The organism is Streptomyces tateyamensis (assembly GCF_003205575.1).
GTDB classification, from domain to species: Bacteria; Actinomycetota; Actinomycetes; order Streptomycetales; family Streptomycetaceae; genus Kitasatospora; species Kitasatospora tateyamensis.
This window is the reverse complement of sequence record NZ_PYBW01000024.1, coordinates 29543-48845: the sequence shown is the minus strand read 5'-3', so window position 1 is coordinate 48845 and position 19303 is coordinate 29543. Positions and strand designations below refer to the sequence as shown.

Annotated in this window: 16 protein-coding genes and 1 pseudogene; 2 read left to right on the top strand and 15 right to left on the bottom strand. The window is 73.5% G+C overall.

The window, feature by feature from the left end:
• Positions 1-68: 68 nt before the first annotated feature.
• The gene (locus C7C46_RS07345; RefSeq protein WP_110666994.1) at positions 69-839 is read left to right on the top strand and encodes an SDR family oxidoreductase; all 771 of its coding nucleotides are present in this window, start codon (positions 69-71) and stop codon (positions 837-839) included.
• A 35-nt stretch (positions 840-874) separates the two neighbouring features.
• On the opposite strand, the gene C7C46_RS07340 is transcribed toward C7C46_RS07345, so the two are convergent.
• The 6 genes and pseudogenes from C7C46_RS07340 to C7C46_RS34845 form a co-directional block, all read right to left on the bottom strand.
• Entirely contained in the window at positions 875-2794 is a 1920-nt protein-coding gene (locus C7C46_RS07340) for a transketolase (protein WP_110666992.1), read from the bottom strand.
• 15 nt (positions 2795-2809) lie between these two features.
• Positions 2810-3097 (bottom strand): hypothetical protein, encoded by a 288-nt coding sequence (locus tag C7C46_RS07335; RefSeq protein ID WP_110666990.1) that lies wholly within the window; start codon positions 3095-3097, stop codon positions 2810-2812.
• A gap of 14 nt (positions 3098-3111) precedes the next feature.
• Positions 3112-3684, bottom strand: a complete 573-nt coding sequence (locus C7C46_RS07330; protein WP_110666987.1) for a type 1 glutamine amidotransferase domain-containing protein — start codon at positions 3682-3684, stop codon at positions 3112-3114.
• Positions 3685-3937: 253 nt separating this feature from the next.
• On the bottom strand, positions 3938-5527 hold the full coding sequence (locus tag C7C46_RS07325) for a phosphodiester glycosidase family protein (protein ID WP_181442237.1): 1590 nt from the start codon (positions 5525-5527) through the stop codon (positions 3938-3940).
• 266 nt (positions 5528-5793) lie between these two features.
• A pseudogene (locus C7C46_RS07320) lies at positions 5794-6105 on the bottom strand (ATP-dependent DNA helicase); the annotation flags it as partial.
• A gap of 47 nt (positions 6106-6152) precedes the next feature.
• Positions 6153-6329 carry a hypothetical protein gene (locus tag C7C46_RS34845; protein WP_181442236.1) on the bottom strand — a complete coding sequence of 59 codons (177 nt, stop codon included), beginning with the start codon at positions 6327-6329 and terminating at the stop codon, positions 6153-6155.
• Between the two features lie 520 nt (positions 6330-6849).
• Between C7C46_RS34845 and C7C46_RS07315 the strand changes: the two genes are divergently transcribed.
• Positions 6850-8205: a GH1 family beta-glucosidase gene (locus C7C46_RS07315; protein WP_425470033.1), complete on the top strand. Its 1356-nt coding sequence runs from the start codon at positions 6850-6852 to the stop codon at positions 8203-8205.
• A gap of 13 nt (positions 8206-8218) precedes the next feature.
• Here the strand turns inward: C7C46_RS07315 and C7C46_RS07310 are convergent, their stop codons facing one another.
• From C7C46_RS07310 to exaC, 9 genes are all read right to left on the bottom strand, one after another.
• Complete coding sequence (locus tag C7C46_RS07310) at positions 8219-8650, bottom strand: hypothetical protein (protein ID WP_110666980.1); 432 nt, start codon at positions 8648-8650, stop codon at positions 8219-8221.
• A gap of 35 nt (positions 8651-8685) precedes the next feature.
• Positions 8686-9516, bottom strand: coding sequence for a heavy metal-binding domain-containing protein (locus C7C46_RS07305; protein ID WP_110666978.1), 831 nt, complete (start codon positions 9514-9516; stop codon positions 8686-8688).
• Positions 9517-9631: 115 nt separating this feature from the next.
• A complete protein-coding gene (locus C7C46_RS07300) occupies positions 9632-10579 on the bottom strand; it encodes a heavy metal-binding domain-containing protein (protein WP_110666976.1) in 948 nt (315 codons plus the stop codon).
• A gap of 184 nt (positions 10580-10763) precedes the next feature.
• On the bottom strand, positions 10764-13859 hold the full coding sequence (locus tag C7C46_RS07295; protein ID WP_110666974.1) for a bpX6 domain-containing protein: 3096 nt from the start codon (positions 13857-13859) through the stop codon (positions 10764-10766).
• Positions 13856-15532 (bottom strand): hypothetical protein, encoded by a 1677-nt coding sequence (locus C7C46_RS07290; RefSeq protein ID WP_110666972.1) that lies wholly within the window; start codon positions 15530-15532, stop codon positions 13856-13858. Before C7C46_RS07290 ends, C7C46_RS07295 begins: the two co-directional genes overlap by 4 nt.
• Before the next feature lie 4 nt (positions 15533-15536).
• Positions 15537-16001: a bpX5 domain-containing protein gene (locus tag C7C46_RS07285; protein ID WP_110666970.1), complete on the bottom strand. Its 465-nt coding sequence runs from the start codon at positions 15999-16001 to the stop codon at positions 15537-15539.
• The gene (locus tag C7C46_RS07280; protein ID WP_110666968.1) at positions 15998-17242 is read right to left on the bottom strand and encodes an AAA family ATPase; all 1245 of its coding nucleotides are present in this window, start codon (positions 17240-17242) and stop codon (positions 15998-16000) included. Before C7C46_RS07280 ends, C7C46_RS07285 begins: the two co-directional genes overlap by 4 nt.
• A gap of 72 nt (positions 17243-17314) precedes the next feature.
• Positions 17315-17692, bottom strand: coding sequence for a DUF779 domain-containing protein (locus tag C7C46_RS07275; protein WP_110666966.1), 378 nt, complete (start codon positions 17690-17692; stop codon positions 17315-17317).
• A 58-nt stretch (positions 17693-17750) separates the two neighbouring features.
• Positions 17751-19274 carry an acetaldehyde dehydrogenase ExaC gene (gene exaC / locus C7C46_RS07270; protein WP_110666964.1) on the bottom strand — a complete coding sequence of 508 codons (1524 nt, stop codon included), beginning with the start codon at positions 19272-19274 and terminating at the stop codon, positions 17751-17753.
• Positions 19275-19303 lie beyond the last annotated feature (29 nt).

Genomic DNA, 19303 nt, shown 5'->3' with positions numbered 1-19303 from the left:
ATCCCGTCAACACAAGCACGGACAAGAGCACGGACAGCACGGACACGTGCATGAACAGGAGCAGAGAGATGATCATGGTCACTGGTGCGACTGGGAACGTCGGTCGCGAAGTGGTGAAGCTGCTGGCGGGCCAGGGCGCCGCAGTCGCAGCCGTCAGCAGGAATCCGGCCCCGGCCCAGCCCCCGGCCCCGGCCCCGGCCCCGGGCGCTTTCGCCGACGGTGTCCGACAGATCGTCGGGGACCCGTCCAGGCCGCAGTCGCTGGCACCGGCGCTGGGAGGTGTGGCGGCCCTGCTGCTCAGCCCGCGTGCTGTGGGCGGCGCGAGCGCCGAGCTGCTGGCGCTGGCGGCTGAGCGCGGCGTGCGCAGGGTGGTCGTGCTGTCGGCCGTAACCGTCGAATACGGTGGCGGGTACCGGCGCTTCGCCGAGGAGTTCGCGCAGGTCGAGGCCGCAGCCAGGGCTTCCGGGCTGTCATGGACGTTCCTGCGGTGTGCCGACTTCGCCGCCAACGCCCTTGCCTGGGCGCCGCAGATCCGGGCGACCGGCCGGGCCCGGGGCGTGCACGGCGCCGCCGCCACCTCGCCCGTCCACCAGCGGGACATCGCCGAGGTCGCGGTGCAGGCCTTGCTCGACCCCGGCTCCGGGCCCGACGCCGCCCACGCGGGCCGCGCGTACGCGCTCCGAACTCGTCCCGGCGAACGACCTGAGCCGGCTCGCCGCCGCCCTGGTACGCATCCGCCTGTCGAAGGACGCCGTCAAGGAACTGCGGGCCGCCGCCTGACTGCTCACCGGTCCTGCGCGTGCGGAGTTACGGCGGGGCTACTTGTCCCTCTGCCGTAACCCCGCACGCACAGGGCCAGGTCGAGCTCCCGGTACTACCCGAGGTCCTGCGTGGGGCCCTCACCGCGGTCCGCCGCATCGACAAGCTTCCGGGCCGCGTCCGCGATGCTGCCGGCGTCAATGCCGGCAGCCTTAAGGAGTTCCGCCGGGGTGCCGGAGGCGGGCAGACCACGGACGGCCAGGTGGACGAAGGCCGGGCAACTGCCCTGGGCGGCGAGCGCGGAGAGCACTGCCTCACCGAGCCCGCCCTGCGGATGGTGGTCCTCGGCCACCACCAGGCCGCTGGTCTCCCTGGCGGCACGCACCAGGGTTTCGGCGTCCAGCGGCTTGACCGAGTAGAGGTCGACGACGCGCGCGGCGATGCCGTGTTCCGCGAGTTCGTCGGCCGCCTTCAGGCACTCGTGAACGGTGACGCCCGCTCCCAGCAGGGTGACCTGGTCGGCTTCGCCGCTGCCGCGAAGGGTCTTGGAACCACCGACGGGGAACTGCTCGGCCGGGTCGTACAGGACGGGGTAGGCACCGCGCGTGGTGCGCAGGTACGAGATGCCGTCGAGGTCGGCCATGGCGATGGTGAGGGCGGCGGCGCTGGCCGCGTCGGCGGGGTAGAGCACGGTGGACCCGTGGACGGCGCGCATCATCGCCAGGTCTTCGAGTCCCATCTGGGAGGGTCCGTCCTGGCCGATCTCCACACCGCAGTGCGTGCCGCACAGCGCCATCGTGATCTGGGAGACGGCCGCCATCCGGATGAAGTCGTGGGCCCGGGTGAGGAAGGCCGCGAAAGTGGTCGCGTAGGGCCGGTATCCGCGCACGGCCATGCCCACGGCGGTGGCGACCATCTGCTGCTCGGCGATGTAGCTCTGGAAGAACCGTTCGGGGTAGGCCTTGGCGAAGTCCTCGGAGTGGGTGGAGTTGCCCACTTCGGCATCCAGCGCGACCACCTCCGGGCGTCCGCCGCCAAGGGCCACCAGGGCTTTCCCGAAGGCGGACCGGGTGGCCACCTCGTCACCCACGGCGAACCGCGGCGGGCTCACCGGGCCCGGGTCCGGCCGACGCCCGGACGCCTCGTCGACGGCGGCCGGCCGGGGGCCCCGTACCGTCAGGTGCCGGATGCCGCCCAGTTCTTCGACGGCGCGGTCCGCCATCTCCGTCGGGAAGGGCTTTCCGTGCCAGCCCTCCGCGTCCTCCACCTCGCTGAAACCCTTGCCCTTGACGGTCCTGGCCACGATGACCGTCGGCCCCTGCCCGTCGGCTGCGGCGTGCAGGGCCCGGTCCACGGCGGCGAGGTCGTGCCCGTCGACGGTCAAGGCACGGCACCCGAACGCCTCGATCCGGCGGACGTAGGTTTCCAGGTCCCACTGCAGTTCGGTGGGGCCGCTCTGGCCGAGCCGGTTGACGTCCACGATCGCGGTGAAGTTCGCGAGCCGGTGCCGCCCGGCCTTGTCCAGGGCTTCCCAGACCGAGCCCTCCGCCATCTCGCTGTCCCCGCACAGCACCCAGACCCGGTAGGGCTGGTGCTCCAGGTCGCGGCCGGCCAGGGCGATCCCGACGCCGTAGGCGATTCCCTGGCCCAGCGACCCGGTGGCCACGTCCACCCACGGCAGGACCGGCGTGGGGTGCCCCTGCAGGCGGGCGCCCGCCCGCCGGTAGGTCGTGAGCAGCTCCTTCTCCTCCACCACCCCGGCCGCCGTGAACATCGAGTACAGCAGCGGGGAGGCGTGGCCCTTGGAGAAGACCAGATGGTCATTGGCCGGATTGCCGGGATCGTCCCAGTCGTACTGGAGATGACGGGCCATCAGTACGGCCATCAGATCAGCGGCGGACATGCTCGACGTCGGATGACCGGAGCCGGCGGCGGTGCTGGCCCGCACCGAGTCCGCCCGCAGCTGCTGGGCGAGTTCGAAGACGTCGGCGAGGCCGGAGTCGGGGCCCACGTCGGTAGCTTGGGTGGTGGCCATGTGCGGGGTCTCCGTTCAGGGTCGTTCGGACAATCGGTGCGCCAGGTCCTTCAGATAGCTGTCGTACGCCGCGGCAACATCGTCCAGGTCGATCAGCTGCGGCAGGTCGGCCACCGGCTGGCGCTCGAGCAGCCACCGGACGGTCTGCTCGACCACGCGTGCCTCGTCCGCGGCCGAATCCGACACCCGGCGCAGCACGTCGGACGTGGCCCGGACCCGGGCCGTCGTGTCGTCACTCCCCCCAGGGATGCGGACCAGGTACTCGTGGTCGCCCTGGGGTTCGATCTGAAGCTGGTGCGCCATCGGAAAGGACCTCGCTATCCGTGCTGTCCGTGGGCGAAGGCGGTGACCAGTGCATCGCCGAAGGCCGGCAGGTCGTCCGGCTTGCGGCTGGTGACCAGGGTGTTGGGACCGTCGGTGCAGACCTGGACCTGCTGGTCCGTCCAGCGGGCTCCGGCGTTGAGCAGATCAGTACGCAGACTGGGCCACGAGGTGAGCGTGCGGCCGCGGACCACGTCGGCCTCGATCAGCGTCCACGGCGCGTGGCAGATCGCGGCGACGGGTTTGCCGGCCTCGAAGAAGGACCTGACGAAGTCCACCGCCGAGGAGTCCAGGCGCAGCGCGTCCGGGTTGGCCACGCCGCCCGGCAGCACCAGGGCGTCGTAGTCGCCAGCGTCGTCAGCCGAGAGCGTGCCGACCACGTCATCGACCTCGAAGGTGTCACCGCGTTCCAGATGGTTGAACGCCTGGACCTTGCCGCTCCGGGTGGACACCAGGCGCGGCGTGCCGCCCGCCTCGGCGACGGCCTGCCAGGGCTCGGCCAGTTCCACCTGCTCGACGCCCTCGGAGGCGACGAGGAACGCGATGGTCTTTCCCTGCAAGGTGACCATGAGGCGACCTCTCGGTGTGTCGGGCGGTGCGCAGCACGCGCGGTGAACCTGCTCACCAGCTCGCCTAGCCGCAGTGCGCAGCCCCAAACCATTCCGAGGCGTGTACCGGCTCTCTTCACCCGAACGCTCCGACGACCGGGCGACCGCCGCACAAAAAGGGCGCTCCCATCATTTTGATGAGAGCGCCCTCCGACCTGCGAAAGCTCGCGGCCCGGCGATAGGACGTGAACCCGCGACCCTTGACTCCCAGAGGTCACGGACCAGGCTTGTGGACCAGCACCAGAGCGTTCCCCAAGGCGCGCTCGTAGTTGGGAATGCCGGGGCCGACGGGGGCGCCCCAGAAGTTCATCGGCGTGTTGTAGAGAGAGTCGTTGATGATCATCGCGGTGTCCCCGCCGTAACCCATCTCGACAGCGTCAGTGGCGCCGAGCCACTTCATGACGGCAGCCGCCTCGCCCATCGTGACGCCGACACTGCCGCCGGGGTAGGGGTTCCGGCCGTCGATGGTGACCAGTTCGATCTGACCGGCGGCGCCGATACCCACGACGGTTCGCGGCTGGCGTTCGACGTCCACGTTACTGTGCGCCGGGAAGCCGTTCTTGACCATGCTGACGTCGATGTTCCCGCCGCGCACCAGGCCGGGTCCGCCGCCTGCGATCGCATCGAGCGCCGGAGCGGCCACGGACTTGCCGCCGTCGTCGGTCAGGCTGCCCGTCGCGATCAGCGTGGCGCCGACCGGAGCGTGTTGGCGCAGCCAGTCGGCACCCGTCCCGATGCCCTGAAGGACCCGCTGTCCGGGAGCGATCGGTCCGCCGGCGACACGGGAGCCGGTGACCACCCAATTGTTGTTCAGCACGACCTCGTAGCCGGGGTCCGCGCCTACGACCTTGGGGGTGGCGCTACCCCACTCCGGCCGGAAGAGAACCAGGTCGTTCGGGTTGTGGCACTGCCCGTGGTGCACCGCCTGAATCGGATCCTGCGCGGCCTGCGTGGGATTGAGCCGGGAATCGTCGATGATCGCACCGGGCTGGCCGCAGCCGTAGACGTTCCCCGCAAGCCGGTCGATGCCGTTGACGGTGGTGGAGGATTTGTCGGACGAGGAGAGGGTGTACGTGGTGGAGACCTCGGTGATCTGTGCCGGCCCGTTCGCGCCGTTGAGCAGCAGGGCGGTGCGGTGGTCGTTGGCGGCGTTCATCGTCACACCGCCCTCGACGTCGAGGCCTTCGGGCACGCCGGTGTAGCCCTCCAACACTGGGACGCCGTTCGCCGTCTTCGGGAGGTTCGGGGGCACCGGCGGCGGGCCGACCGCCACACCGGGGGTCGCATCGGAGCCGTTGACCCCCAACAGCGCCCCGCTCAGCGCGACTTGCTTGCGCAGCGGTTCCGGGGTCGCTATGTCCTGGCCGTGGGTCACACGCAGGGCATAGGGGGAGGTCGGGTCAATGGTGACCACGCGCACGTTCCAGGGGCCGGTGCTGGGGTTGCCGTCCTGGGCGGTGTAGAGGGGCTCGCCGTCGACGGCGTTGGGCTTCAGGATGTTCTTGACCGCGTTCTGCGCATCGGCGAGAGCGGCGAATTTGACGTAGTCCGGATCCGTGCTCTTCAGACCGGGGTTGGTGACCAGTCGCACGGCGTACGCCACGGGCTTGCCCGTCGGATCCGGCTGAGGACCGATCGGCACCGGGATCGCGACGATATTCTTGCCGGCGAGCAGGTTGACCTCGTCCGTCGCGGTCGACAAGTCCTGGACGAGCGTCGCGCCCGCCTCATTGTCGACGGTGATGTGCACGTCCACCGTCCAGCGGTCGGACGCGTAGCCCTGGGTGTACGTCGTGTAGGTCACGCCAGGGGCTATCGTCTGCGGGTCGATGTGCGTGTTGGCGTTGGGGTCGCCGGGGAGGTACGCCCCCAGGGGCATCTGGCCGCTGAGTGGTGGGAGCGGCGCCGCAGTGACCGCGCCGGTCGCCGACGAGGGGATGCCCAGAAGTCCGCAGAGCAGCAACGGGGGAAGCAGATAGGACCAGCGGCGCACAGGTGGCCTCTCGGGAAGATTGGAAGTAGGCGAACCATCGGACAGTACGGCTGAACTGACGACCAGTGCCACTGGATTTATGGAGCGAGGTGGATTGGCCCCGCGCCCGTGGCCGTGGTGATGGTGCAGAGGCGTTTGGTGGCCCGGGTCAGGGCTACGTACAGGTCCCTCTCGCCGCCGGGGCGGGTCGTGATGATCTCCTCGGGGTTCAGGACGACGACCCCGTCGAATTCCAGGCCGCGTGCTTCGGAGGCAGGCACGATGCGTGCATGCTGGGCGATGCCCCGGACCATCAGCTCGCCCACCCTGGTGTCCGCGCAGATCACGCCCAGCAGCTCGCCCGGGTGCGCGGTGCTCTGGGTGCGGAGTTCCTGCACGACGGCGGGGATGTCCTGCAGGGCACTCCACGCCGGAGTGGACGACGCCGACCGCCGGGTCAGCCCCACTGGAGCTCGCCGGGGGCCACCGGGGCCGTGGAGGTGCCCGCAGTGGCTGCGACGGAAACGGTCGCCGCTTCGGCAAGGGTGGTGGCGGAGGCGGCCGGCAGCAGGACGGCGGTGGCGGTGGCGAGGGCGGCGACCGCGGTGGCGACGGCAACGGGCAGACGGGTCACGAGCGTTGTCCTTCTGGAGAGCAGGTGGTGGACGGGAGTGGACCCGGCGTCCCGCGGTGGCGCCTCGTCCGTTCGCCGTCCGGTTGCTTCCCGGTGGCGATGGCTCAAGCTTGGCTGCCGCCCAGCCCTACCAGTAGCCCTTCAGGCTGGCGCCAAAGCGCCGGGCGGGATTCCGACAGCCACCCGGCGCGCGGGCCGGTCCGCTCCGTCCGGGCCGCCCAGTCCACCCCCGGACCGAATCGGGGTACCGGCCGTAACTCCGGCCTGGTGGGCAGTCATTGGCCGGGACGTCCGACCCTGGGCGCCCGCCTGACCAGCGCTACGCGCCGCGTCGGCACCACGCTGAGCACCACAGCGCCTGGCTCGGCTCACGCTGCGCCTTGACGTCACCGCTGGCGCAGCCTCGGCGACGGCCACCGACTTCGTCGGCACGAGCGTGCCGCCTCTGGTGCTCCGACGACCGGGCACTAATATGAGATTTGCTCATGTTCGATGGAGAGGGTGTGGTGTAGTGCCGAACCTGCATGATTTTCCGGCGGGCTTCCGGTGGGGTGTCTCCACGGCCGCCTACCAGATCGAGGGGGCGGTGGGCGAGGACGGGAGGGGGCCGTCGGTCTGGGACGTGTTCGTGGGGCGGGAGGGAGCGGTGAAGGGCGGGCACACCGGGGCGGTGGCCTGCGACCACTACCACCGGTACCGCGAGGACGTGGAGTTGATGCGCGAGCTCGGGGTGGACGGGTACCGGTTCTCGATCGCCTGGCCGCGCGTCCAGCCCGCCGGCCGCGGTCCGGTGAACCAGGCCGGTCTCGGCTTCTACGACCGCCTGGTGGACGAGCTGCTCGCGGCCGGGATCACCCCGCTGCCGACCCTGTTCCACTGGGACCTGCCGCAGGCCCTGGAGACTCCGTCCAACAGCGGCTCCGCCGAGGGCGGCGGCTGGCTGGCCCGCGACACGGCGTACCGGTTCGCGGAGTACGCCGGCATCATGGCCGACCGGCTCGGGGACCGCGTGCCGGCCTGGATCACCCTCAATGAGCCTTTCGTGCACACGGTGTTCGGTTATGCGCTAGGCGTCCACGCCCCGGGGCGGGCGCTGATGCTGGAGGCGCTGCCGACCGCGCACCACCAGTTGCTCGGGCACGGGCTGGCCGCCGCCGCATTGCAGGAGCGGGGGCTGGCGGTGCTGATCACGAACAACCTCACTCCGGTATGGGCGGCCTCCGACGGGCCGGCCGACGTGGCCGCCGCGCAGGCCTACGACGCCCTGCACAACCGGCTGTTCACCGACCCGCTGCTGCTCGGCCGCTATCCGGACCTGGCTGCCTTCGGCGTCCCGGACGACCTGTATGGCGCCGTCCGGCCGGGCGACCTCGACCTGATCGCCGGCCCCCGGCTGGCCGGACTGGGCGTCAACTACTACAACCCCACCCGGATCGGCGCCCCGACCGACCCGGCCCTGCCGTTCACCCAGCTCGACATCGCCGACGTCCCGCACACCGCCTTCGGCTGGCCGATCGTCCCCGACGGACTGCGCCAGCTCCTGGTCGGCCTCAAGGAGCTTTACGGCGCGGCGCTCCCGCCGATCACCATCACCGAGAACGGCTGCGCGGTGGCCGAGGAGACCGTCCCCGACCAGCCGCGCATCGACTACCTGGCCGGCCACCTCGACGCGCTGGCCGCCGCCCTGCGCGAGGGCGTCGACGTGCGCGGCTACTACACCTGGTCCCTGCTGGACAACTTCGAATGGGCCGAGGGCTACCACCAGCGATTCGGCCTGGTGCACGTCGACTTCGAGACGCAGCAGCGCACGCCCCGGGCCTCGTACGGCTGGTACCGGGAGCTGATCGCCCGTCACCGACTGCTGCGGGCCGGGTAGTCGGGTGGCCGGGTCAGCCGCCGAGCAGTAGGCGCTCCAGGGCCTCGCGGGCGCGGGCGCTGGAGCGGGCCTCGGCGGTCACGGCGGCCGCCAGCTCGCGGGTCCACTCGTCGAGGGGGACCGGGCGGCGGGACAGCACCACGCCGCGGACCACCTTGCAGATCTCGCCGCTCGGCCGCCCGGTGGCCACGGTCAGGATCAACCGCTGGTCGTCCAGGGTGACTTCGAGCCGCTCGACGTGGCCGGGCCGGCCGGCGATCCGGTCGCCGAGGCTGCGCTTGCGCTCGACCGCGACGGCGCCGGGCGGCAGGGCGTCCGCGAGGGTGCCGGTCAGCACCTGGGCGTACACCTCCAGATCGGCGGCGTCGCGGCGCAGCGCGGCGGCGAGCAGGTCGATCGAGCCCTGGTCCTGGGCGGTGGGCTCGATCTCGCCGTGGTCGGTCATCTCACTCCTCGAAGCGGTTTGGTGGGTCTGCAGGCTCAGCCGTCCAGGCTGAGCACCATGGTGGGCCGCTCGATCTCGTGGTCGGCACGCAGCGGGCGGACCGCCGTGCCGATCGCGAAGAACTCGGTGGTGTGGCCGCCCCAGCGGTGGTTGTGGGCGTTCAGCTGGACGCCCACGATGCCCTCGGCCTGCAGCTCCTCGGCCTCGGCCTGCATCCGCGCCATCGCCAGCTCGCGGGCGTCGTAGAGCGCCTGGGTGTACTGCTCGATCTCCACGTTCTTGCCGATGTTGGAGAAGACCGAGCCCATCTTCTGGTGCGCGATGTGGTAGACGCAGGTGCCCATGGTCATGCCGAGCGGTGCGTAGCCGGCCCGGATCAGGGTCCAGAAGTCCTGGCCGGACAGGTCCGAGGTGAACGGCTGGCCCTTGTTGTTGCGCCAGCTGGTGCCGCCGGGAGCGGGCCGGTCGGCCTTGACCGCGGTGCCGATGGCGATGAACTCGGCGATGTCCGAGCCGAACTCCCGGGCCTCGACGGTGAGGCGGACGCCGACGATGCCGTCCGCGCCCAGCTGGGACGCCTCGGCCTCCATCCGGGTCATCGCCAACTCCCGGGCGTGGTACATCGCCTGGCTGAGCGTCTCCAGTTCCTGGTTCTTGCCCCAGCGGCCGAGCTGGATCCCGACGTGGTAGATCGAGCTGCCCAGCACCAGGCCGATCGGCTGGAACCCGGCCTCGCGGACCAGCAGGAACTCGTTGACCGACAGGTCACTGGTGAAGATCGAGCCGGGCTTGCCGGGCTGCAGCTCGGCAAGCCGCCGCATCGCGTCGGCGGGCACACCCTGGGCGGTGGGATCGAAGGTGCTCATCTGGGTCATTCTCCCCTTGGTGGTAAATGTGACGGCGGCTCAGCGGACCAGCAGCTCAGCGGACCAGCGGCTCAACGGACCGGCCGCCAACGGGCCGGTGCAGCAGACCGGCGGCTCAGCGGCGCGCGGCCTGGGCGAGGCGGCGGCGCAGGCGGTCGCCGCTGCCGTCCAGCGGCAGCACGGTGAGGGTGCGCGGCGCGGCGGGCGCGGTGGCGAAGCGGGCGATCGTGGTGGCCAGCAGCGTGCTCTCCACCACGTGGTCCTGCTGCTCGTTGTTCTGGCTGCTGTGGATGCAGGGCTCCTCCCACACCTCCAGGCCGCTGTCGGCCAGGATCAGCCCGTCGCCCCCGCGCAGCCCGGCCTGGCGGCGCAACTGGACCCGGGCGTCGGCTCGGACGTGGTGCACCAGGGCCGTCCAGCCGTCGACCTCGGTGTTGGACCAGGAGTTCGACTGCCGCCTGGTGGTGTAGTCGTCGTGCCGCACCCCGATCGACATCGCGACCAGCAGGTCGACCGGCACCCAGCCCGCCGCGACCAGCTTGGCGAAGCCCTGGCCGTCCAGGTGGCAGGTGAACGGCCAGCGCGGGCGCACCGGTCCGGCCGCCCGTACGGCGGTGCCGATCACCTTGAACTCCAGGCAGTTCGGCGCGGCCGGGAACGGAGCCATCCTCAGCTGGGCGGCCACCACGCCGTCCCCGCCCAGTGCGGCGCACTCGGCGGTCATCCGGCCCAGCGCCGCGCGCCGCGCCGCGTCCAGCACCTGGACCAGACCGGCGGAGGGCGCGCCGTTGCCGGAGAGCGCGACGCCCGCGGGGCTCGACCAGCGGCCGACCCGGCCCGCACCCGGATAGAGGCAGTCGTAGTAGCCCCAGTACCGGCCGCTGCGACCGACGTGGTAGACCGCCGAGCCCATCACCTGGCCGACAGGTTCGAAGCCGACCGACCTGATCGCGGCGAACTCGCCGGTCGACAGCGCGGACGACCAGGTCCCGCTGGCCCGCACCTCGGCGACCCGCGCCGCCGCGACGGGCGGCAGCCCGGCCCCGTTCCACGACCCTGTCACGCGTCCACCCCGTTCCGGCCGAAGGCCCCTACTGAGCTCCGGGACTGCACCCTACGCGCCGATCACGGAGGAACGACAGCAGGGTGCCCGGGGAAACCGGTGGCCAATCGGCGCTCGGTCGGCGGTCAGCCGGTCGGCTTTCGGTCGGCGCTCGGTCGGTAGCCGGCCGGCGGTCGGCCGGCGGTCAGTCAGCCGTGATGCGCAGGTTGGCGAGGACCCGGCTGTCCTCGGCGCCGAGCGCGACCAGGCGGCCGTCGCGGTGCCAGCAGGTCACGGTGCCGCCGTGCCGGCGCAGGCCCAGGCCGGCGGGGTCCGCGCCCGGGAAGCTGAGTTGGGACCGGACCCGCAGGTCGGCACCGCGCCCGACGGCCAGCGTGGCAGCACCCTCGGGAGTGCCGGTCGCCACCGCGTGCAGGTCGCCGTCGGCGAGCAGGATCGGCCGCCGGTCGCCGAGCAGGGTGCGCCGCTCCGGCTGCTGCGACTCACGGTGGGCGGTCAGCTCCGTGCCGTCCTCGGTCGCGGTCAGCGCCAGCAGCGTCCCGTCGGCGAGCACCGCGTCGGGCGAAGGCAGGTCCGTCAGCGCCAGCCGGGACCGCAGATGCCAGCCCGGCAGCTCCCAGCGCCACCGCTCGACCAGCGGCGGCGAGCCCGCCAACCACGGCGAGCCCGCGCCCGTCCCCGCCCGCGACGCCGTGCCCGCCACTCGCGGTGTGGCGACCACGGCGCTGCAACTGCCCGGGGTGCGGGCCGGCAGGCCCACCGGGCGGGAGCCGCCGCCGAGTTCGCGCCAGACCACGGTCGGCCGGGGTGCCAGGGTGTCGAGCACGGCGATGCCGTCCTCGTCCACCGTGATCAGCAGTCGGCCGTCGAAGGACCGCACCACCTCGCGGGCGCTCAGGGAGGTCCAGCGCCGGACCGAGCGGGTGGCCAGGTCCAGCCGGGAGATCTCGCTGGTGCGCCCGTAGCGCGCGACCAGCAGGGCGACGCCGCCGTGGTCGGCGACCACCAGCCGGTCGGCCGGGGTGTCCCAGCGGGCTCGGACCCGGCCGTCGGCACTGAGCAGCCGGACACCCGCGTGACCGCAGGCGACCAGCACCGAGCCGGAGTCCAGGGCGACCGCGTCGTGCAGCGGCAGGCGGCCCGGCTCCGGGTCCGCGCTGACGGCCCGCGGCGAGCCGCCGGACGTCGGGGCGCCGGTCGAGGCGGCCCGCGGCGCGCGCAGGTCGGCGGCGGTGAGCGGATCGGCCCGCTTGCGCAGCCCGTCGAAGAGCTCGCGTCCGGTCTGCTCGTGGATGTCGGGGCCGAAGCCGCCGTCCCGGACGACGGCCCGCACCGCCGCCGTCGCCAGCTCCCGGTCGAGGGCCGGGTCGCTGCCGGGGCGACGGGCCAGTGCGGCGGCCAGCCGGGCGCGCTGCGCGTGGTGCTCGGGCGCGCGGTCGGCGAGCAGGGTGCGGACCAGCGGAGCGCAGGACTCCCCCGCGCCGAGCGCCAGCAGGTGGGCGAGCGAGTACGCCCGGGCCGCGCCGCCGAGGGCGACGCCGTCCCGCAGGTCCCCGGCGATCAGCGGGCGCAACCGCTCGTCGGGCCAGGCGGCTTCGACGGCGCCGAGCCGGTCACCGGCCGCCTGACGGGAGCGCACCCAGGCGGTGCGCAGGCCGCGCGCGGCGTCCAGGTCGATCGCGGTGAGCCGCTGCACGGTGGCGGCGAAGACACCGGTCCGCTCGGCGAGTCGGACGGCGCGGTCCCGGTCGCCGGCCTGCCACCAGAGCCGCACGGCCAGCTCGGCGCCCAGCTCGCGGCCCTCGGCCAGCTCGGCGGCGGTGCGGTGCCGGCCGTGGCGCTCCAGCAGGGCGACGGCTTCGGCGGGGGCGTCGATCAGGTCGGCCAGCACGAAGGCGGCCTCGTCGATCCGGCCCTCCCGCTCCAGGGCCTCGGCCGCCTGGCGGTAGAGCGCGCTGAGGTGCTGGTGGACGGTGGGCAGCGAGAGCGGCGAGGTCCGGGTGATGGACGCACGGTGCGGGCTCGGGCGCAGCTCGCCGGTGCGCCGCGGGGGCAGGCCGAGGCTGAGCCAGGAGGCCTCGGTCTGGTCCGGCCGGCCGCCGAGGGCCACCGCATCGCGCAGCGCGTCCTCCCACCTGCGCTGCTCGAACGCCTCGGTCAGCGCCCGCAGGTAGCGGGCGTGCCGACCCTGCACCGCCCCCGCGACGGGGGTGCGCAGGGTGAGGGTGGCGGCCCACCCGGCCAGCCGGGACCAGGCGGTGCGGCCGGTGCGGCGACCGGCGCGGGCCTCCGGGGCGGGGCGGTTCGCCGCACCGGCGCTGTGCGAAGCACTGTCGGGTCCGGCGGCCGTTCGGCGGCCGAGCAGCGTCGCCAGCAGGGACGACCACCAGGTCCGGCGCCGGGCGCGGCGGCCGGGTGCGGGCGCCGCCGGGCGGGCGGGTGCCCCGTGCCCGCGTCCGCCGCCCGTGTCCGCCCGCCGGGACGCTGCCGCGAAGACAGCGACCGCGGCCACGAGCACCACCAGCGCGAGGACGGCCTCCGCGCCACCGCGGGTGGCCGCCGGCCCGAACCGGCCCAGCACGGCGAGGGCGCAGACGCACCCCAGCACGGTTCGCACGACACCACGGCCACCGGTCTCCGCCGCGGCGGGCAGGCCCCGCTCCTGCATCCGCTGCGCCCGCGCTGAGGCGGGGCGCACTCCGGCCGCCGCGCGCAGGTCGGGTCGCGGCGGCTCCAGCACCGCATCGAGCACCGGGAGCGGATCGGGCGCGGTGTCCAGCGGCAGCAGCGTACGGACCGTCAGCTGAGCGAGGTCGAGCCAGCCGGCCGGGTCGAGTCGCGGCAGTTCGGCGAGGTGGTGGCGCTCGAGCACACCACCGCGCCACCGGACCAGCTGCCCGGCCTCGGCCGCCACCTCCGGCACGTCGACCACGTCGACCACGTCGACCACGTCGACCACGTCGACCGCCCTGACCGCGTCAGCCGCGTGGACCGCCTTGACCGCCTTGACCGGGTCGACCGCGTCGACCGCATCGAGTGCGACCAGCGCGCCGCCGCGGGCCAGCAGCGGCAGCCCCGGCCCGCGGTCGGCCCGCAGCTGGACCGGTTCGGCGAGCTGCAGCAGCCAGGAACCGCAGGGGAGTTCACTGAGGCGGGCGCCGCCCCGCCAGTACCGCAGCACCCGCTCGGCGGCCTCGTCGACACCGAGCAGCGGCACGTCCAGGACGAAGGCCGCGGCCGTCACCAGACGCCGGTGGAGTCCGGCCGCCGTACCGTTCACGTGGCGCTCCTGACAGTCAGGTGGATCTGCCCGGTCAGCGCGTCCCCCACCAGGACCCGGCCGGGCGCCGGTTCGGTGACGATCAACGGCAGGCTGGGGTGGACCACCGGGCGGGTGGTGCCGCCGGACAGCCGGCTGAGTGTGCGGGTGCTCTCGGGCCGCACGCTGCGCAGCAGGACGCCGGCGGTGGAGCAGGTGATCAGGGCGACGGTGGGGCCGTGGTGGACCAGGCCGATCACCTCGGCGCCGTCCGGCACGACCAGCCTGGTCCGGGTGCCGTCGCGCAGCAGGACCTGCCACTGCTCGCCGTCCGGCGACCAGGCGACCGCGTGCTTGGCGAACACCAGCCGCTCGGCCGCCGCGACCTCGCTCGGCAACTCGCCGCCGAACAGCCGTGGTTCACGTGCCCAGCTGAACGCGGTCGGGTCGTCGGCGGGCGTGCCGGCCGGGCCGTCGTCGCGCAGTTCGCCGGTCGCGGAGAAGGACCACCAGCGGCCTGCCAGCGGGACCGACACGAGGCCGTCCTCGAAGGTCAGCGGCAGCACCGGCCCGGCCAGCAGCGCGTTCAGGTCCGGGAGGTCCAGGGCGGTCCGTCCGAGATCGACGCCGGGCCAGGGGGCCGGGCCGAGCGGGCGGCCGATGGACCGCAGCTCCAGTCTGTCGGCCGCCTTCACCAGGGCGATCAGGCGCCGCCCCACCGAGGCCGCCGCGACGACGGGGTACCCGAAGCCGTGGGTCCGCGGTCGGCCCGGTTGCCGGGTGGCGCCGTTGAGCTTGGTCGTGACCAGGTGGTCGGCGGTCTTCCCGCGGGCCAGCAGGATCGGCAAGGTGCTGTTGAAGACGGGCAGCCGGACTCCGCCGACCGCCATCGGGACGCGCTGCGCCGCCCGGCGGAACTCGGCGCCGCGCAGCGCGCGGACGGCCAGGTCCGGTGCCGGCAGCGGTAGTTCGGCCACCGCGGGACCGAGGGCCAGGCGCACCCGGGTGGCACCGGCGGCGCTCCAGCCGCAAGGATCGGCGGTGAGCGTGCGGCGGCTGCCGGGCAGCTCGGCGGCGAGCACGGGCGTGGTGAGCAGCCAGGCCTCGTCGGGCGCGTCCAGCGCCGCGCGGGCGCGGGCCACGGCGGCGGCGTCCGGCTCGGTGTCGCGGCGCGCGTCCAGCCAGCGCGGCAGCAGCTCGGGCAGTTCGCCGGTCAGCCAGTCGTCCGGCGGATCGCCGAGGACGCCCACCACCAGCTCCGCACCGCGCGCGGCGGCCCGGCGGTGCAGCACGACCAGCGCGGCGAGCTGCACCAGCCGTGCCGCACCCGCCGCGCCGGGGCCGGTATCGACCAGCACGACGACTCGGCCGCGTGCGCCGAGGTCGCGGAACTCCGGCGCGGTGTAGAGGAGTTCACGGCTCGTCAAGCGACGCAGGAACTCCTCGGGCAGTTCGTCGGCGAGCAGCCACTCGGACGGGCGCAGCTGATCGAGCGCGCCGCGCCGGGTCAGCCCGCCGTAGCCGTCCGGCTCGCCCGACCGGGCGGTGCGCGGCTCGCGTTCGGTGATCAGCGTGTCGATCCGGCGCACCAGCGGGCCGATCGCCAGGGCCAGTGCGGGCGTCAGCACGGACAGGCCTTCGCTCCAGGGGGCGAGGGCGGCCGGGAGGAGGCGGGTGGACTGTGCGGTGGTCACCGGCTCAGCTCCCTTCCGGTCCGCCGTCGAAGGCGACTGCGGCGGCGTAGCCCGTCACCAGGTCCAGGGCCTCGGGTGCGGCCGACCGGGTCGGCAGCTCGGCGACCAGTGCCGCCTCCGGCAGCAGCACCACCAGGCGCGGCGCACCGCCGTCGCTCGCTGCCGTCGGCACCAGGGCCTCCCGCCAGAGCGCGGCCGACGGCCAGGGCCGCGCGGTGGTCGGGACCAGCGCGCCGCCGTCCCAGCCCAGGTAGCGGACCCCCTCCGCCCACGGCAGCTCGCCGGGCTCGCCGAGCACGACCAGCGTGTCCGAGTCGGCGGCGGCGCGCAGACCCGCGCCGGCGGCCAGCCGCTCACGGGTCGCCACCGCCAGGCCGACGGCGGCCGGGCCGAGGCCGGCCACCCCGGCGACCGGCAGCGGCGGTTCCCGGCGCTCCCAGCGCAGCGCGGTGCGGGCGGGCCCGGTCACGGGCGGACCGCGGCGACCAACTGCGCCCGTATGCCGCCCAGCTCCTCGGGCAGGTCGGCGGGGTCGAAGGAGGCGTCGATCTCGCGCAGGGTGGCCTCCAGGCGCAGCCGCAGGTCACGGACGGCAGGCGTGGCGGCGGCGGTCGCGCCAACGCCAACGCCGGCACCTGCGCCGGGAGCCGTCGCCGCGCTGTCGGCCGACACCTCGGCGACCGTCGCCGCGAGCTCCGCGAGCAGCTCGGCGCCGGCCCGGCCCAGCCGCCCCGCCCGGGCCCGGGCACCCCTGGACAGCTCCTCGGCGGCGTACACCAGGCTGCCGCTGCCGGCCTCGCCGACCAGGTCCGCCAGGGTGTCCCGGGCCAGCGCCTGCGCGTCGGCGGTCGGCGCGACCAGCGGCAGCACCCACAGGTCGCGGGAGGTCGCCGTGGTGCGGCCGTCCAGCGCCGCCGCCGCGGCGATCAGCCGTTGCGCCCGCACCGCCCGCCGGTCGCTGAGCGGCACGCCGGCCGCCCGCAGTCGCCGCACGGCAGCGGCGACCGCGGGCGTGACCTGGTCGAGCGCGCAGTCGCGGGCGGCCGTCGCGAGCCGGTCCAGGGCGGGCAGCAGGCTGCCGTCGGTGGGTAGCGCGGGTGCGGGCCGGCGGCCGGCCTCCAGCAGCTCCTCCAGCCGGTCGTCCGGCACCGGCTCCACGAACACCCGGGCCAGGAAGCGGTCGGCGAAGGCCTCCAGCGCCGGGTCCTCGGGGAGGCTGTTGGCCGCGCCCACGCAGATCCGCAGTGGGCTGGCCAGCGTGGTGCGGCCGCGCCGGAAGACCCGCTCGTTCAACAGGCCGAGCAGCGTGTTGAGCACGGCGGTGGAGCCGAGGAAGACCTCGTCCAGGAAGGCCACCTCGGCCTGCGGCAGCATCCCGGCGGTCTCGAACTCGACGACGCCCTCGCGCAGCTGGCGCAGGTCGACGGAGCCGAACAGCTCGTTGGGCTCGGTGAAGCGGCCGAGCAGGTACTCGAAGTACTCGCCGCCGAGCTGCCCGGCGACCCGCCGCACCACCTCGGACTTGGCCGTCCCGGGGGCACCGATCACCAGCAGGTGCTCACCCGCGACGGCGCACAGGGCGACCACCTCGGCCAGCACCTCGCGGTCCACCATCCCGGCCCCGGCGACGGAGACCGCCGCGCCGACGAGCTTCGCGTCGGCCGCCACGGCCGCGGTCCGGTCCCACTGCTCTGTCCACTGCTCAGTCACGGGAACGGGAGTCTACGGGGGTGCCGAGCCGGCACACCATCCAATTGCCGGCTCGGGCCGTCAGACCTCGCCTCAGGTCAGCAGCGCCGCCGCCTCCTCGTCGGTGAGCAGTCGGGAGCGGGTCAGGAAGCGGCTGCCGGTGGGGGCTTCGAGGGAGAAGCCGCTGCCGCGGCCGGGGACCAGGTCGATGGTCAGGTGGGTGTGCGACCAGTAGGCGTACTGGTCGCGCGCCATCCAGACCGGGATCGGGGCCAGGCCCGCGACCTCCAGGTGGCCGACCAGGTGGTCGGCCTCGGAGGTGGCGAACTCGCCGGCGGGGAAGCACATCGGGGCGGAGCCGTCGCAGCAGCCGCCGGACTGGTGGAACATCAGCGGGCCGTGGTCGGCGGTCAGCGCCCGCAGCAGCTCGGCTGCTGCGGGCGTGACGGCGACCTGGGAGAACTCGGTCATCGCGGGGGAACCGGTCTTCCTGTCCGGGATTCCTCTTCGGTCTTCGCGCTGCGTCGTCCTAGAAGAACCCGAGCGCCTTGGGGGAGTAGCTGACCAGGAGGTTCTTGGTCTGCTGGTAGTGCTCCAGGAGCACCTTGTGGTTCTCCCGGCCGATGCCGGAGTTCTTGTAGCCGCCGAATGCGGCGTGCGCCGGGTAGAGGTGGTAGCAGTTGGTCCACACCCGGCCGGCCTGGATGGCCCGCCCGGCGCGGTGGGCGGTCGAGCCGTCGCGGCTCCACACGCCCGCGCCCAGGCCGTAGAGGGTGTCGTTGGCGATCGCGATGCCCTGGTCGAAGCCGTCGAAGCGGGTGACCGCGACCACCGGGCCGAAGATCTCCTCCTGGAAGATCCGCATGCCGTTGTCGCCCTCGAACACGGTCGGCGCGACGTAGTAGCCGCCGGACAGCTCGCCGCCCGGGTCCACCCGCTCGCCGCCGGCCAGCAGCTTGGCGCCCTCGGCCTGGCCGATCTCGATGTAGGAGAGGATCTTCTCCAGTTGGTCGTTGCTGGCCTGGGCGCCGACCATGGTCTCGGTGTCCAGCGGGTTGCCCTGGCGGATCTTCGCCACCCGGGCCAGGCCGTCGCCGAGGAAGCCGTCGTAGATCGACCCCTCGATCAGTGCCCGGGACGGACAGGTGCAGACCTCGCCCTGGTTGAGGGCGAACATGGCGAAGCCCTCCAGCGCCTTGTCGTAGAACTCGTCGCGCCGGTCGGCCACATCGGCAAAGAACAGGTTGGGGCTCTTGCCACCCAGCTCCAGGCTGACCGGTATCAGGTTGGCGCTCGCGTACTGCATGATCAGGCGGCCGGTGGTGGTCTCGCCGGTGAAGGCGATCTTGCGGATCCGGGAGCTGGCGGCGAGTGGCTTGCCCGCCTCGACGCCGAAGCCGTTGACCACGTTGACCACGCCGGGCGGCAGCAGGTCGGCGATCAGCTCCATCAGCACCATGATGGACACGGGGGTCTGCTCGGCCGGCTTGAGCACCACGGCGTTGCCCGCCGCCAGCGCCGGGGCGAGCTTCCAGATCGCCATCAGCAGCGGGAAGTTCCACGGGATGATCTGGCCGACCACGCCCAGCGGCTCGTGCAGGTGGTAGGCCACCGTCTCCTCGTCGAGCTGCGAGAGCGAGCCCTCCTGGGCCCGCAGCGCGCCGGCGAAGTAGCGCAGGTGGTCGACCGCGAGCGGCAGGTCGGCCGCCAGCGCCTCGCGTACCGGCTTGCCGTTGTCCCAGACCTCGACGACCGCCAGCATCTCCAGGTGCTGCTCGATCCGGTCGGCGATCCGCAGCAGCACCTGCGCGCGCTCCGCCGGGGCGGTCCGGCCCCAGGCGGGGGCGGCCGCGTGCGCCGCGTCCAGGGCCGCCTCGATGTCCTCCGCCGTGCCGCGGGCGATCTCGCAGTAGACCTCGCCGGTCACCGGGGACGGGTTCTCGAAGTACTGGCCGCGCGCGGGCGGCACGAACTGCCCGCCGATCCAGTGGTCGTAGCGGTTGTGCAGGTCGGCGATCGATCCGGTCCGGCCGGGGGCCGCGTACACCGTCATGGTCTGATCTCTTCTCAGTCTCGACGAGG